The sequence below is a fragment of the Pseudomonas sp. FP1742 genome, from assembly GCF_030687145.1.
Classification (GTDB): domain Bacteria; phylum Pseudomonadota; class Gammaproteobacteria; order Pseudomonadales; family Pseudomonadaceae; genus Aquipseudomonas; species Aquipseudomonas frederiksbergensis_D.
On record NZ_CP117460.1, the window covers coordinates 2045572 to 2058182 of the forward strand.

Consider the following 12611-nt stretch of genomic DNA (forward strand, 5'->3'; position numbering starts at 1 on the left):
AAGGCGCCTGGCCGCATTCGCCGGGCGCTGTTTTTATCCAAGTACTTTTGAGGTGATTCCCATGATGAAAGGTGGCATGGCCGGCCTGATGAAGCAGGCGCAGCAGATGCAGGAAAAAATGGCCAAGATGCAGGAAGAGCTGGCCAACGCCGAAGTCACCGGTAAAGCCGGTGGCGATATGGTCACCGTGGTGATGACCGGTCGTCACGACGTCAAGCGCGTGACCATCGACCCAAGCCTGGTCGAAGGCCTGAGCGAAGACGACAAAGAGATGCTGGAAGCTGTATTCGCCGCCGCCGTCAACGACGCCGTGCGCAAGATCGAAGCCAACAGCCAGGAAAAAATGGGCAGCATGACCGCTGGCATGCAATTGCCACCGGGTATGAAACTGCCATTCTGATTCGCCAACGCGTGTTGGATGGGTTACAAAAAAATGCCAGGCATCGCGCCTGGCATTTTTGTTTCTGTCTGTTGGAAATCTTGTGCCTGTGAGGCTGCCTTCGCGAGCAAGCCCGCTCCCACATTTGACCGAGTTCTAATGTGGGAGCGGGCTTGCTCGCGAAGAAGTCGACTCGGTCCACCAGAAGAAACATCGAACGCGACACAGCCACAAAGGTCTGCTCCCTATACCGTTGAAATTCATCGATCAAGGAGATGCTCACATGCCACAAGCATTGACCCTCAACCAACGAATCGTCCTGGTGTCTCGCCCGGTGGGCGCGCCGACACCGGAGAATTTCCGCCTGGAACGGGTAACGTTGCCGGACCTGGCCGATGGTCAGGTGCTACTCAAGAGCCTTTATCTGTCGCTGGATCCCTACATGCGCGGACGTATGAGTGACGCGCCGTCCTACGCGGCACCGGTAGAAATCGGCGAGGTGATGACCGGTGGGGCTGTCAGTCGTGTCGAGCGTTCGCTCCATCCGAAATTCCAGGTGGGCGATCTGGTGGTCGGCGCCACGGGATGGCAGAGCCATAGCATCAGTGACGGCCGCAACATCATTCCGGTCCCGTCCGGGCTGCAGAGTCCGTCGATGGCCCTGGGTGTGCTGGGGATGCCCGGCATGACTGCCTACATGGGGTTGATGGACATCGGCCAACCCAAAGAGGGTGAAACCCTGGTGGTGGCGGCCGCGTCCGGCGCGGTGGGTTCGGTGGTCGGTCAGGTGGCGAAGATCAAAGGCCTGCGGGTGGTGGGTGTGGCCGGAGGCGCGCAAAAGTGCCGTTATGTAGTGGAAGAGCTGGGCTTTGATGCCTGCATCGACCACAAGCGCCCGGACTTCGCCGACGAGTTGGCGCTGGCCTGTTTCAAAGGTGTCGATATCTACTTCGAAAACGTCGGCGGCAAGGTGTTCGATGCGGTGCTGCCGCTGCTCAACCCCAAGGCACGGATTCCTCTTTGCGGCCTGATCGCTTCCTACAACGCCCATGAAACGCCGAGTGGGCCGGATCGCTTGCCACAGTTGCAGCGCACGCTGCTGACCAGGCGCGTACGGATTCAGGGTTTCATTGTGTTCGACGACTACGGCGATCGTCAGCCAGAATTCACCAGCGCCATGGCGCCTTGGGTGCGTGACGGCAAGGTGAAGTTTCGCGAAGACGTGGTCGACGGCCTGGAGAACGCGCCCGAGGCATTTATTGGTCTGCTGGAGGGACGCAACTTCGGCAAACTGGTGGTGCGGGTTGAGTAATTGACGCTGCGATTTGACGCTAAACAGAGGCGCGGGTATAAACCGCGTCTCGTTGTTATGTCGGACTTTTCTCCATGAGCTTCAGCCCTTTGATTCGCCAACTGATCGATGCCCTGCGAATTTTGCCGGGTGTGGGTCAGAAAACTGCCCAGCGCATGGCGTTGCAACTGCTTGAGCGTGATCGCAGCGGCGGCTCGCGACTGGCCCAGGCGCTGAGCCAGGCCATGGAAGGGGTGGGTCACTGCCGCTTGTGCCGCACGCTGACCGAAGACGATCTGTGCCCGCAATGCGCCGATCCACGCCGTGACGACACCTTGCTATGCGTGGTGGAAGGTCCGATGGACGTGTACGCGGTGGAGCAGACTGGTTTCCGCGGTCGCTACTTCGTGCTCAAGGGACACTTGTCGCCTCTGGACGGTTTGGGGCCGGAGGCCATCGGCATTCCACAACTGATGGCACGGATCGAAGAGGCGGGCACGTTTACCGAAGTCATCCTTGCCACCAACCCGACGGTGGAAGGCGAGGCCACGGCGCATTACATCGCCCAGTTGCTCAGCAACAAAGGCCTGATCGCCTCGCGCATCGCCCACGGCGTGCCGTTGGGTGGCGAGTTGGAACTGGTGGATGGCGGGACATTGGCGCATTCGTTTGCAGGGCGTAAGCCGATTTCGCTGTAACGGTGCTGTCTAGGCTGACGCCTTCGCGAGCAAGCCCGCTCCCACATTGAATGTGCGGGTAGCATAAAACCCTGTGGGAGCGGGCTTACCCGCGATGGCGGCCTTCCAGACGCTGCCTTACTTATCGCTCAACGCAAACTGCGTCAGACAGAAAGTAGGAATACCCACGTCTTCCAGCCGCTGCGAACCACCCAGCTCCGGCAAGTCAATGATCGCCGCCGCTTCATGCACCCGCGCGCCCATGCGCCGAACCAGGTTGGCCGCTGCAATCAGCGTGCCGCCGGTGGCGATCAAGTCATCGAACAGCACCACCGAATCACCCTCGCACAGGCTGTCGGCATGGACTTCGAGGAAGGCTTCGCCGTACTCGGTCGCGTAACCTTCGGCCAGCACGTCGGCGGGCAATTTGCCCTGCTTGCGGAACAGCACCAATGGCTTGTTCAGCTGATACGCCACTATCGAACCGATCAGGAATCCGCGCGCATCCATGGCGCCAATGTGGGTGAAGTCGGCCTCGACATAACGATGGGCGAAACTGTCCATTACCAGGCGCAGGGCCTTGGGCGACTGGAACAATGGGGTGATGTCGCGAAAGATCACGCCCGGCTTGGGGAAGTCGATCACGGGGCGGATCAGGGATTTGATGTCGAAGGAGTCGATGACCATCGTCGAAGTGTCCTGGCGGGCTGCAAACGTCGCAGTATAACGGCGGCTGAACCGTTTCGCTCAGCCGCCGTTGCCAGGGTCAACCGTCGAGCGAACCGCCGGCCAGGGCGCAGAGTTGGATCGGGTCGAGGATGTGGATTTCCTTGCCTTCGGCAGCGATCAGTTCGTTTTGCTGGAAGCGGGTGAACACCCGGGACACGGTTTCCACCGCCAGGCCCAGGTAATTGCCGATTTCGTTGCGCGACATGCTCAGCCGGAACTGGTTGGCCGAGAAGCCCCGGGCGCGGAAACGGGCCGAGAGGTTGACCAGGAAGGTGGCGATGCGCTCGTCGGCGGTCTTCTTCGACAGCAGCAACATCATTTGCTGATCGTCACGAATTTCGCGGCTCATCACCCGCATCAGCTGACGACGCAGCTGCGGCAGTTGCAGGGCCAGTTCATCGAGGCGTTCGAAAGGGATTTCACATACCGAGGTGGTTTCCAGGGCTTGCGCCGAGACCGGGTGCTTTTCGGTGTCCATGCCCGACAGACCGACCAGTTCACTCGGCAGATGGAAGCCGGTGAGTTGTTCTTCCCCGACATCGCTCAGGCTGAAAGTCTTCAGGGCGCCGGAGCGTACTGCATAAACGGAATCGAACGTGTCGCCCTGGCGAAACAGAAATTCGCCTTTTTTCAGCGGGCGACCACGTTTGACGATTTCGTCCAGCGCATCCATGTCTTCCAGATTCAGAGAAAGTGGCAGGCAGAGAGGGGCCAGGCTGCAATCCTTGCAATGGGCCTGGTTATGAGCGCGCAGTTTAACTGGCTCGGACATTTCTTTGATCCTTGTGGGAAAACACACATAAGCCGTAAGGGTAACCCACGGGAGGACGTTCGGGCCAGCCTGCGGCAATTTATCCACAGGGGACTAGATCACGCGTGAAAAGCGCTGGCGATTGGTGAGTTCCAGATATGCATCGAACACCATGCACACCGAACGCACCAGCAGCCGGCCTGCGGGCTGCACGGTGATTCTTTCATTGTCCAACTTGATCAATCCGTCCTCGGCCATGTCCTGCAGTTGTGGCCAGAGCTCGCCGAAGTAACCGCGAAAATCGATGTTGAAGGCCTGCTCGATTTCCGCGAATTCCAGGTCGAAATGGCAAATCAGTTGCTGGATCACCGCTCTGCGCAAGCGATCATCGGCGTTGCACACCAGGCCACGGTTGGTGGCCAGCTGTGCGGACGCCAAAGCGTTCTGATACTGGTTCAGGTCGCTGCTGTTCTGGCAATACAAGTCGCCGATCTGGCTGATGGCCGATACCCCCAGACCGATCAGATCGCAATGACCATGGGTGGTGTAGCCCTGAAAGTTGCGTTGCAGGGTCGATTCTTCCTGGGCAATCGCCAATTCATCGTCGGGCAGGGCGAAGTGGTCCATGCCGATGTAGCGATAACCGGCGGCCGTCAGTTGTTCGATGGTGCGCTGGAGCATTTCCAGCTTCTGCGCCGGCGCCGGTAGTTCGTTGCTGTTGATCCGCCGTTGCGGCATGAAGCGTTCCGGAAGATGGGCGTAGTTGAACACCGAGAGCCGGTCCGGTTGCAGGTTGATGACTTCGTCGACCGTGCGGGCGAAATTCTCGGGAGTCTGCTTCGGCAGACCGTAGATCAGATCAATATTGATCGAACGAAACTGCAGGGTTCGGGCAGCGTCGATCACCGCACGGGTTTCTTCCAGACTTTGCAGGCGATTGACTGCCCGTTGCACCGCCGGGTCGAGGTCTTGCAAGCCGATGCTGACCCGGTTGAAGCCCAGTTCCCGGAGCAGGCCCATGGTCGACCAGTCGGCCTCGCGAGGGTCGATCTCGATGCCATAGTCACCGGAATCGTTGTCCAGCAGGTTGAAATGCTTACGCAACTGGGCCATCAGTTGGCGCAGTTCATCGTGACTGAGAAAGGTCGGTGTACCACCGCCGAAATGCAGTTGCTCGACTTTTTGCGCGGGGTCGAGGTGGCAGGCAATCAGCTGGATTTCCTGCTCCAGGCGCTGCAAATAGGGCAGGGCGCGGCCGCGGTCCTTGGTGATGACTTTGTTGCAGGCGCAGTAGTAGCAAATGTTCGCGCAGAACGGCACATGCACATACAGCGATAATGGCCGCAGGGCCTTGCGGCTGTCGCGCAGGGCGTGAAACAGGTCGAAGGTGCCGACCTGGCTGTCGAATTGCACGGCGGTCGGGTACGAGGTGTAGCGCGGTCCCGCCAGGTCGTAACGGCGGATCAGATCTGTGTCCCAACGAATGGCGTCGAGCATGCGGGCATTCCCCCGGATAGGCTGGCAGTGTCGGCGAGTCTAGGGGCTGCGGCGTTGCGGCATCTTGATTTGCATCAACGGTGATTGGATGTGCGCCGCACTTTTGTAGCAGCTGCCGAAGGCTGCGTTCGAGGACGAAGTCCTCGCAAGAACGGCTACCCGGTATACCTGAAATGTTGAGGTGAATGGTTTACGACGGCTTCGCCGCCGAACGCAGCCTTCGGCAGCTGCTACAAGGGGCGCGTTGATCTAATGCCCCATGAGCCAATGCTGATGCGGCCCCGGCAAGGTCCAGATGCCGAAAACCATTACCAGCAAGCCGCCGGTCATGCGCACGCTGCGTTTACGCAACAGCGCCGTGACCCGCTCGGCCGCCAGCCCTGTGGCGAGCAGCACCGGCCAGGTGCCCAGCCCGAATGCCAGCATCAGCAACGCACTGTCCAGCGCATTGCCCTGGCTCGCCGACCACAGCAACGTGCTGTAAACCAGCCCGCACGGCAGCCAGCCCCACAGCGCGCCGAGCAGCAAGGCGCGGGGCAGGTTCGAGACCGGTAAGAGTTTGTTGGCAACCGGCTGGATGTGCCGCCACAGGCCGCGACCCAGGCTTTCGATGCGGGTCAGGCCGCTCCACCAGCCGGCCAGGTACAACCCCATGGCGATCAGCAGCAACCCGGCGAGGATGCGCATGAACATCGCCGCCGGGCTATTGGCCACGGCCCAGCCAGCCAGGCCGATCAACAGGCCGGCAGCGGCGTAGCTGAGGATTCGCCCCAGGTTGTAGGCCAGCAACAGTCGAAAGCGCCGGCTGCGTTGTTCCTTGGGGATGGCCAGCGTCAACGCGCCCATCAAGCCGCCGCACATACCCAGGCAATGACCGCCGCCGAGCAGGCCGAGAATCAACGCAGACACCAGCAGTGGCGCCAAATCAAGCATGGGGCGGCGCCTTGTCGTCCGGTTTGGCCGGATGGCCGCTGGCCTCGTCGACCGCTGCCTTGTGGTTCGGGTCCTGATCGTCGAACAGGATGCTGTGGGCCGGGCCGTCGAGGTCATCGTACTGACCGCTATCGACCGCCCAGAAGAAGATATAGATAGCGATGGCCACGATCAGCAGCGCGGCCGGGATCATCACGTAGAGCGCTGGCATATGGACTCCATGCCCGCGCGGCTCAGGCCGGCAGCGGACGGGTTTCTGGCGTGGCGCTGGCGGCAGGCGCGCTCGGCAGGCGAGTCAGGCGCAAAGCATTCAACACCACGGTCAACGAACTGATGGACATGCCGACCGCGGCCCATACCGGAGTGATCCAGCCGAGGGCGGCGAATGGCAACATGAGGCCATTGTACAGTGCTGCCCACAGCAAGTTCTCGATGATGACCCGACGGGTGCGCCGAGCCAGACTGAAGGCCTGCACCAGCGCGTCGAGGCGGTTCGACAGCAGCACCGCATCGGCACTGGTTTTCGCCAGATCGGTGGCCGAGCCCATCGCCACGCTGATGTCGGCGGCGGCCAGCACCGGCACATCGTTGACTCCGTCACCGAGCATCAACACCTTGCGGCCTTCCTGGTGCAGCTGTTGCAACACCTGCAATTTATCGTCCGGACGCAAACCGCCACGGGCCTCGTCGATGCCCAATTCGGCGGCGACGCTGGCGACCATCGGCGAGCTGTCGCCGGACAGCAGCAAGGTGCGCCAGCCGCGAGCCTTGCAGGCCGCCAGCAGGGCGGGGGCGTCGGCGCGCAAACGGTCGTCGAGGACGAACCACGCCAGTGGTCCCTGGCTGTCGCCGAGCAGCAGCCATTGTCCGGGCTCATCGGGCATCACCGGCATTTGAGCACCGCTGAGCTCGCAGACAAAACCCGGTTGGCCAATGCGCAGGCGTTGCGCGCCGACCAAGCCTTCGAGACCCAGGCCCGGCGTGCTGTGGACCTCTTCGGCGGCCAGCGGCGCGCGGCCAAAAGCCCGGGCGATCGGGTGTTCGGAACGGTTTTCCAGGGCGGCGGCGAGGCCCAGGCATTGATCGCTCGCCAGCGCCCCAAGCGGCCGGATCGAACGCAAGGCCAGCCGACCTTCGGTGAGGGTGCCGGTCTTGTCGAAAATCACCGTGTCGATCTGGTTCAGGCCTTCCAGTACATGGCCGCGTGTCAGCAAAAGCCCCAGTTTGTGCAGCGTGCCGGTGGCGGCGGTAAGGGCGGTCGGCGTGGCCAGGGACAAGGCGCACGGGCAGGTCGCAACCAGCATCGCCAGGACAATCCAGAACGCTCGCGATGAATCCAGCTCCCACCAGAGCAGGCCGATGGCGGCCACTGCGATAAGCGTCAGCAGCAAGAACCACTGCGCGGCGCGGTCGGCGATTTCCGCCAGTCGCGGCTTTTCGGCCTGGGCGCGATCCAGCAGGCGGACGATGGCCGACAGGCGCGTGTCCTGACCCAGCGCCAGGACTTCCACGGTCAACGCACCCTCGACGTTCAGGGTGCCGGCGGTGACAGCGTCACCCAGGGTCCGTGGTTGCGGCAGGTATTCGCCGGTGAGCAGGGATTCGTCGATGCTCGACTGACCGTCGAGGATCTTGCCGTCGGCCGGCAGGATCGCACCGGGGTGCACCAACACCTGATCGCCCACGCGTAACTCGCTGAGCAGAATCCGCTCGCTCTGGCCGTCGGCACTCAGCCGCAGGCAGGAGGCGGGCAACAGATTGACCAGTTGTGCGGTCGCGGCGGCGGTTCGTTCCCGGGCGCGGCGTTCCAGATAACGCCCGGCCAGCAGGAACAGTGCGAACATCCCTACCGCATCGAAATACAGTTCGCCGACCCCGGTGATCGAGGTCCAGATCCCGGCGATATACGCGCTGCCGATCGCCAGTGACACCGAGACGTCCATGGTCAGGTGCCGGGTGCGCAGATCGCGCATCGCCCCTTTGAAGAACGGCGCGCAGCTGTAAAACACAATGGGCGTGGTGAGAAACAGTGCGACCCAGCGCAGGATGGTGTGCAGCTCGGGGCTGAGGTCGATGTTGAATTCCGGCCAGGTGGCCATGGTTGCCATCATTGCCTGGAACCACAACAGCCCGGCAACGCCGAGTTGGCGCAGGGCCAGACGGTTTTCGCTGGCCAGTTGTTCGCTGGCGCGGTCGGTCTGGTACGGGTGAGCGGCGTAACCGATGTGGCGCAATTCGCTGAGCACCTGGCTCAACGGCAATTGCGCGTCGGCCCAGCGCACGTGCAGGCGATGGTTGGACAGGTTCAGGCGCGCCTCGGCCACCGCCGGCAGGCTGCGAAGATGCTTTTCAATCAGCCAGCCGCAGGCGGCGCAACTGATGCCTTCCATCAACAGGGTGGTTTCGGCGAGTTCGCCTTCGTGGCGGACAAAGGGTTGTTGCACATCGGCGCGATCATACAGCGCCAACTCGTCTACCAACTGCACCGGCAAGGCTTCGGGGTTGGCCGAGGCTTCGCTGCGATGCTGGTAGTAACTTTCCAGCCCACCGGCCACGATGGCCTCGGCCACTGCCTGGCACCCCGGGCAGCAGAACTCGCGGGTATCCCCGAGGACGGCGGCGGTGAAGCGGCTGCCGGCCGGGACGGGCAGGGCGCAGTGGTAGCAGGGGGTTGGGGTGGTCATGAGGTTTTCACTAGTGCCGATGAATCTCTGTCGTCAGGTAGGGCCTCTTCGCGAGCAAGCCCGCTCCCACATTGGATCTGCGTCGTACACGAAGTGTGGGTACACCAATGATCCAATGTGGGAGCGGGCTTGCTCGCGAATGCGCGAAGCGCAGCTTTTTACTTCTTCAGGTCTTCGGCGCCTTGCAGCGGCTCATCACCCAGCAACAGATCCTTGGCATGGCTGACCTGTTCTTCCTCGAACATGCGCCAGGTCTTGTCGTCCTGCACACCCAACAATTCAACAAAGCGTCGGCCTTCAACCTTGTCGCTCAGCTGGCCGATGTAGCGGCCCTGTTCGGTTTCGCTGCGGGCCAGGGTGATCTTGCGATCCTTCTCCGGCTGGGTCGGCGAAATCAGGTTCAGTTCAAGGGTTGCAGGTGTGCTGTTGCCGCTCAGGCGCAGGTCGACTTCGCCGGTCAACTCATCCAGGTGCACGCTGGCACGCAGCTGCAGAGTCTGGGCCAGCAGTTCACGGTCCAGGGAACGGTTGATGCCTTTGCCGGCCTCGTAATAGTTGTCATTGACCAGGTTGTCCGGGTGATTCACCGCGATGGTCACCATCGACAGGGTCAAGGTCACCGAGCAGGCCAGGATGGCGATGATGATCCATGGCCAAAGGTGCTTGTACCAGGGACTGGCGGCAGTTGCTGCGGGCATGATCACTTCTCTCAACGAATTTGTGGGCCGATGAATCGGCTCTTGGCTTCAACGTGGACGCTGGCGTCCTCGGCATCCTTGAGGATGAATTTCACCTCGTTGGTGCTCGACGGCAGTTGCTCCGGTGAGCTGGACAACTCGACCGGCTGGCTGAAAATTTCCCCGGCCGCGACTTTGATCTCGCGCTTGCCTTGCAGCTTGAGGTCCGGCAGGCCGGTGGCTTCCAGCACGTAGGTGTGGTCGCGCTGGTCCTTGTTCATGATCTTCAGGCTGTAGACGTTTTCGATCCGGCCTTCGGCGTTTTCGCGATACAGCACGCGGTCCTTGCTGACATCGAAACCGACCAGCGAACGCATGAAGAACGCGGTCACCAGCAACGCGATCATGGTCAGCAACACCAGGGCGTAGCCGATCAGGCGCGGGCGTAGTTTATGGGTTTTTTGCCCCGACAGGTTGTGTTCGGTGGTGTAGCTGATCAGGCCGCGCGGGTAATCCATCTTGTCCATGATGTTATCGCAGGCGTCGATGCACGCCGCACAGCCGATGCATTCGATTTGCAGGCCGTCGCGGATGTCGATGCCGGTGGGGCAGACCTGGACGCACATGGTGCAGTCGATGCAATCGCCCAGGCCCTGGGCCTTGTAGTCGATGCCTTTCTTGCGCGGGCCACGGCTTTCACCCCGGCGCGGGTCGTAGGAGACGATCAGGGTGTCCTTGTCGAACATCACGCTCTGGAAGCGTGCGTAGGGGCACATGTAAATGCATACCTGCTCGCGCAACCAGCCGGCGTTGCCGTAGGTGGCGAGGGTGAAGAAACCGACCCAGAAGTACGACCAGCCATCGGCTTCGCCGGTGAAGAAATCGATGACCAGTTCGCGAATGGGCGAGAAGTAACCGACGAAGGTCATGCCGGTGACAAAGCCGATCAACAGCCACATCGAGTGCTTGCTGAATTTGCGCAGGAATTTGTTGGCGCTCATCGGCGCCTTGTCGAGCTTGATGCGCTGGTTGCGGTCGCCTTCGGTGACCTTTTCGCACCACATGAAAATCCACGTCCAGACGCTTTGCGGGCAGGTGTAGCCGCACCAGACCCGACCGGCATACACGGTAATGAAGAACAGGCCAAAGGCACTGATGATCAGAATGCCCGAGAGCAGGATGAAATCCTGGGGCCAGAAGGTCGCGCCAAAAATGAAGAACTTACGCTCCGGCAGGTTCCACCAGACGGCCTGATGACCGCCCCAGTCCAGCCACACCGTGCCGAAATACAGCAGAAACAGTGCAGCACCGCCCGCCATCCGCAGATTGCGGAACAGACCGGTGAAGGCGCGGGTGTAGATCTTTTCTCGAGAGGCGTAGAGGTCGACGCTGTTGTTCGCGTTCTTGGCAGGCGGAGTAACGTCGTGTACCGGAATCTGATTGCTCATCATTGCATCCCACGGCAGTGGAAAAATGCCCCGGTCAGTACGTGCCGACCGCGGTCAAAAAGAGGTGTTGCAGTGGCGCAATGATACGCCTGTCGCTCTGGCTCAAGGGTGCGACCTTTGGTCACGTTGGTTGAAATGAACTGACGGTGTAATGACTTGAATCAATTGACTTGTGAATTATGGACGGTTTTGCGAGAGCGGCGAGCTCATTCGAGCGCTACGGTGGCATCGACCGGCAAAATCCTGGCATCGGAAGGCGGTATGGCGTGGTGGCGCTTCAGTCAGGTGCGCATTACGTTTTCCTGTGCGGAATCACAATGCTCCTGGCGAAAGCAACGCTGTCAGTTGTTATAAGCAAGTCGGAAATATATTAACTGAATTACTCGCTGTTTGATGTTTGCGGTTTTCTGTCTTCTGGAATAAGTTGTTCTGGCATGCAGTTGTTAAATAACGGTATGCCTATCTAATATTACGGAAATGGAATTCTATGAACATTGTAAAAAGTGCGAAATTATTCGCGTGCATGTGGATCTTGTCGCTGACATCTATCGCACATTCAAATGAAGGTACACCTGTTCATATGGTCTTCGCGTCTGATCCGCAGTATCCGTGGACGGATAAAACGGACAGTGAGGAATATGAATCTGACAGCGAGTTTGAACAGCGTGCCAAATGGCTGGTGGAGACCCAGTTCGCGAGTATTGCGGATTTCAGAAGCAAGATGGGCGGGCACTCGCAGGTGCCGCTGATGATCAACGGTGACATGACGGCGTTTGGTCATGGTTGGCAGCGTTCGTATATCAATTCGACGCTGCAGAAGTACTTTAATAAAGACTATCTGTACGGCTTGGGTAATCATGACTATCAGAATAATGTCGATGATTGTTTTACTAATAGTTGTGCGGCGGGCAGTATTGTCGAATATCAAGAGCATCATGCCGACAAGGTAGATGACTTCGATTTGAAGATTACGGGTTTTTTGTTCGATAAGACGTATTCGGGTAGCCTTGCCTATTCCAAAAACATAGGGGAGGTTCATCTGGTCCAGCTTAATAATGAGCCGACTTATGCAACCAAAATTTCCCATCCCCTGAATCCTACAACTTTTAACATTACCGCTGCGCTGGATTGGCTTGAAAATGATTTGCGAGTCGCCCGGACCCAAGGCTACGCGATCATTATCAACATGCATAAACCCTATGACTGGCAGGGTGACTGGAGTCAGGAAAGTCGTTTCAGGGATATGATCGCAAAATATGAGGTGACGGCCATATTCGCCGGTCATCTTCATGAAAACGGCGGTTCCATGTCCTATAAGGGGAGCGTGCCCGTTTTCCTCAGTGGCAGCGCTTCCCAGGAAACCTATCTGATCGCCAGTTTTTCCGCGGATCGCAAACAACTACAGGTCGATCTGGTCGATAACAACCAGTGGCAAAACCGCAAGCTTGTGGCGAAAGTGCCGGTGAAATCAATTTTCGCCAGTCGCCCATGAAAAAGGCCCCGCCAGATCACTGGCGGGGCCTTTTTTGTTGCATCAAGCGTTTG

The 12611-nt window shown here is 59.8% G+C and carries 12 protein-coding genes; 4 read left to right on the plus strand and 8 right to left on the minus strand.

Annotated features, from left to right (window positions below; translation table 11 throughout):
• The first annotated feature begins 61 nt into the window (after positions 1–61).
• From PSH64_RS09210 to recR, 3 genes are all read left to right on the plus strand, one after another.
• Positions 62–400, plus strand: a complete 339-nt coding sequence (locus PSH64_RS09210; protein ID WP_018925290.1) for a YbaB/EbfC family nucleoid-associated protein — start codon at positions 62–64, stop codon at positions 398–400.
• 262 nt (positions 401–662) lie between these two features.
• A complete protein-coding gene (locus PSH64_RS09215; protein ID WP_305480498.1) occupies positions 663–1691 on the plus strand; it encodes an NADP-dependent oxidoreductase in 1029 nt (342 codons plus the stop codon).
• A 74-nt stretch (positions 1692–1765) separates the two neighbouring features.
• A complete protein-coding gene (recR, locus tag PSH64_RS09220; protein ID WP_007933351.1) occupies positions 1766–2368 on the plus strand; it encodes a recombination mediator RecR in 603 nt (200 codons plus the stop codon).
• Between the two features lie 117 nt (positions 2369–2485).
• Here the strand turns inward: recR and PSH64_RS09225 are convergent, their stop codons facing one another.
• The 8 genes from PSH64_RS09225 to ccoG form a co-directional block, all read right to left on the minus strand.
• The gene (locus PSH64_RS09225; RefSeq protein ID WP_105339589.1) at positions 2486–3034 is read right to left on the minus strand and encodes an adenine phosphoribosyltransferase; all 549 of its coding nucleotides are present in this window, start codon (positions 3032–3034) and stop codon (positions 2486–2488) included.
• Between the two features lie 79 nt (positions 3035–3113).
• On the minus strand, positions 3114–3848 hold the full coding sequence (fnr, locus tag PSH64_RS09230) for a fumarate/nitrate reduction transcriptional regulator Fnr (RefSeq protein WP_105339588.1): 735 nt from the start codon (positions 3846–3848) through the stop codon (positions 3114–3116).
• A gap of 93 nt (positions 3849–3941) precedes the next feature.
• Positions 3942–5324: an oxygen-independent coproporphyrinogen III oxidase gene (hemN, locus tag PSH64_RS09235; protein WP_305480499.1), complete on the minus strand. Its 1383-nt coding sequence runs from the start codon at positions 5322–5324 to the stop codon at positions 3942–3944.
• Between the two features lie 249 nt (positions 5325–5573).
• Positions 5574–6257, minus strand: coding sequence for a sulfite exporter TauE/SafE family protein (locus PSH64_RS09240; protein ID WP_105339586.1), 684 nt, complete (start codon positions 6255–6257; stop codon positions 5574–5576).
• Complete coding sequence (gene ccoS, locus PSH64_RS09245) at positions 6250–6468, minus strand: cbb3-type cytochrome oxidase assembly protein CcoS (RefSeq protein ID WP_007905420.1); 219 nt, start codon at positions 6466–6468, stop codon at positions 6250–6252. Before ccoS ends, PSH64_RS09240 begins: the two co-directional genes overlap by 8 nt.
• Positions 6469–6490: 22 nt before the next feature.
• Positions 6491–8941 carry a heavy metal translocating P-type ATPase gene (locus PSH64_RS09250; protein WP_305480500.1) on the minus strand — a complete coding sequence of 817 codons (2451 nt, stop codon included), beginning with the start codon at positions 8939–8941 and terminating at the stop codon, positions 6491–6493.
• A gap of 158 nt (positions 8942–9099) precedes the next feature.
• Entirely contained in the window at positions 9100–9639 is a 540-nt protein-coding gene (locus PSH64_RS09255) for a FixH family protein (protein WP_105339584.1), read from the minus strand.
• Positions 9640–9650: 11 nt separating this feature from the next.
• On the minus strand, positions 9651–11066 hold the full coding sequence (gene ccoG, locus PSH64_RS09260) for a cytochrome c oxidase accessory protein CcoG (RefSeq protein ID WP_305480501.1): 1416 nt from the start codon (positions 11064–11066) through the stop codon (positions 9651–9653).
• 487 nt (positions 11067–11553) lie between these two features.
• Here ccoG and PSH64_RS09265 point away from each other — a divergent pair, with 487 nt between their 5' ends.
• The gene (locus PSH64_RS09265; RefSeq protein ID WP_305480502.1) at positions 11554–12558 is read left to right on the plus strand and encodes a metallophosphoesterase; all 1005 of its coding nucleotides are present in this window, start codon (positions 11554–11556) and stop codon (positions 12556–12558) included.
• Positions 12559–12611 lie beyond the last annotated feature (53 nt).

Bases quoted from the DNA above. Each gene is read 5' to 3' on its own strand.
- recR (WP_007933351.1), top strand. From the start codon at position 1,766: ATGAGCTTCAGCCCTTTGATTCGCCAACTGATCGATGCCCTGCGAATT.
- fnr (WP_105339588.1), bottom strand. From the start codon at position 3,848: ATGTCCGAGCCAGTTAAACTGCGCGCTCATAACCAGGCCCATTGCAAG.
- PSH64_RS09240 (WP_105339586.1), bottom strand. From the start codon at position 6,257: ATGCTTGATTTGGCGCCACTGCTGGTGTCTGCGTTGATTCTCGGCCTG.
- ccoS (WP_007905420.1), bottom strand. From the start codon at position 6,468: ATGCCAGCGCTCTACGTGATGATCCCGGCCGCGCTGCTGATCGTGGCC.
- PSH64_RS09210 (WP_018925290.1), top strand. From the start codon at position 62: ATGATGAAAGGTGGCATGGCCGGCCTGATGAAGCAGGCGCAGCAGATG.
- hemN (WP_305480499.1), bottom strand. From the start codon at position 5,324: ATGCTCGACGCCATTCGTTGGGACACAGATCTGATCCGCCGTTACGAC.
- PSH64_RS09225 (WP_105339589.1), bottom strand. From the start codon at position 3,034: ATGGTCATCGACTCCTTCGACATCAAATCCCTGATCCGCCCCGTGATC.
- PSH64_RS09215 (WP_305480498.1), top strand. From the start codon at position 663: ATGCCACAAGCATTGACCCTCAACCAACGAATCGTCCTGGTGTCTCGC.
- PSH64_RS09250 (WP_305480500.1), bottom strand. From the start codon at position 8,941: ATGACCACCCCAACCCCCTGCTACCACTGCGCCCTGCCCGTCCCGGCC.
- PSH64_RS09255 (WP_105339584.1), bottom strand. From the start codon at position 9,639: ATGCCCGCAGCAACTGCCGCCAGTCCCTGGTACAAGCACCTTTGGCCA.
- ccoG (WP_305480501.1), bottom strand. From the start codon at position 11,066: ATGAGCAATCAGATTCCGGTACACGACGTTACTCCGCCTGCCAAGAAC.
- PSH64_RS09265 (WP_305480502.1), top strand. From the start codon at position 11,554: ATGAACATTGTAAAAAGTGCGAAATTATTCGCGTGCATGTGGATCTTG.